This window comes from Cobetia sp., from assembly GCF_983723665.1.
The window spans coordinates 1,249-2,780 of record NZ_CFDJES010000098.1 but is presented as its reverse complement, the minus strand read 5'-3'; the positions used below and the strand labels follow the sequence as shown (position 1 = coordinate 2,780).

1 protein-coding gene is annotated in these 1,532 nt (G+C 64.9%); it reads right to left on the bottom strand.

What is annotated here, in order from left to right:
- The coding region (locus AC4FAH_RS10415; protein WP_483237317.1) for a sigma-54-dependent transcriptional regulator at window positions 1–1,490 on the bottom strand (1,490 nt) is incomplete at its 3' end.
- Window positions 1,491–1,532: the final 42 nt, after the last annotated feature.

Sequence of the window (1,532 nt, the reverse complement as noted above, 5' to 3'; positions counted from 1 at the left end):
CGCTTGGCCAGCAATCGGCTGGACGGATACTCGGGGTAGAGATGCGCCAGGATGCGCCGTTCGACCTCGTCATGGATATCGCCCAGACTGCCGGTCAGGTCGATGTTGTCCAGCCCCTCATCACGCGCCTCACCGGTCAGGCGCAGATGCTGCGCCTCGATCACCTCGCCATCGCACAGCGAGACGGCCTGGAACAGCACGTTCTCCAGCTGACGCACGTTGCCCGGCCAGTGATAGCCCTGCAGGCGCGCCATGGCCTCGGGCGAGATATCCCTTACGCGAGCGCCGATCTGACGCACCGCGCGCTCGAGGAAATGTCGCGCCAGCTCCTCGAGCCCATCCAGACATTCCCTGAGCGGCGGAATCTGCACACACAGCACATTGAGGCGATGGAAGAGATCGTGGCGGAAGCGCCCTTCGCTGCACAGTGCCGGCAGGTCCTGTTGAGTGGCGCAGATCACGCGCACATCGAGGAAGGTTTCCTCATCGCTGCCGACGCGCCGGAAACCGCCGTCCTGCAAAAAGCGCAGCAGCTTGACCTGCATGCGCGGACTCATCTCGCCGACCTCATCCAGGAAGATGGTGCCGCCGCTGGTCAGCTCCAGCAGGCCCAGCTTGCCCTCCGGCCGCGCGCCCTCGAAGGCACCCGGGGCATAACCGAACAGCTCCGTCTCGGCCATCGATTCCGGCAGCCCCGCGCAATTGAGCGCCATGAAGGGGGCCTGGCCGCGAGGGCTTGCCAGGTGGCAGGCCCGCGCCAGCAGCTCCTTGCCGGTGCCGGTCTCACCCTCGATCAAGAGCGGCGCATCCAACGGTGCCATGCGGCGAGCCTCCTTGACCACCGCCGACAGCTGACGGCTCGCCTGGAATATCGCTTCGAAGCCACGCACCTCGGTGCGCTGGATCTGATAGATACGCGAGCCCAGGCGGTCTGCACGATGCAGGGTGACCACGGCGCCCGCCAGCGAGGCGACATCCTCGTTCTCGGTATGCAGTGGCGCGATATCGGCGAGGAAGGTCTCCTCCCCCACCCGCAGGCGCAGGCCATTGACGCGGGCATTGTTGCGCCTGATCAGCTCCGGCAGGTCGACATCCTGGACGTGACGCGTCAGCGCCAGCCCCGGCACCTCATCGATGCGCACCCCGAGCAACTTGCCCGCCGCGCGATTGGCCGCCACCACGCGCCCATCCATGTCGATGGACATCACCGGGTCTGACAGCGATGACAGCAGTGCATTGAGCTCCAGATGGCGTCGCTCGGTGGGCATCAGACTGACGCGACTGACCTTGAAGACCCCGGGAATCTCCTCGAGGGTCGGCTTCAGGGTCGAGAGCTGCATGCGCAGCATGTTGGGCACATGCAGATAGATGGAGTTGTTGGCCTCCCCGCCGACCTCACCGCGCAGCACGTTGAGGCCGTAATCGGCAAAGGGGGCCAGGATGTCGCGCAGAATCCCGATTCGATTCTGGCAGGTCAGTTTGAGGCGCATGGCGTTCTCGGCATTGTCGTTGGAATTCTTGTTGGCATTGTC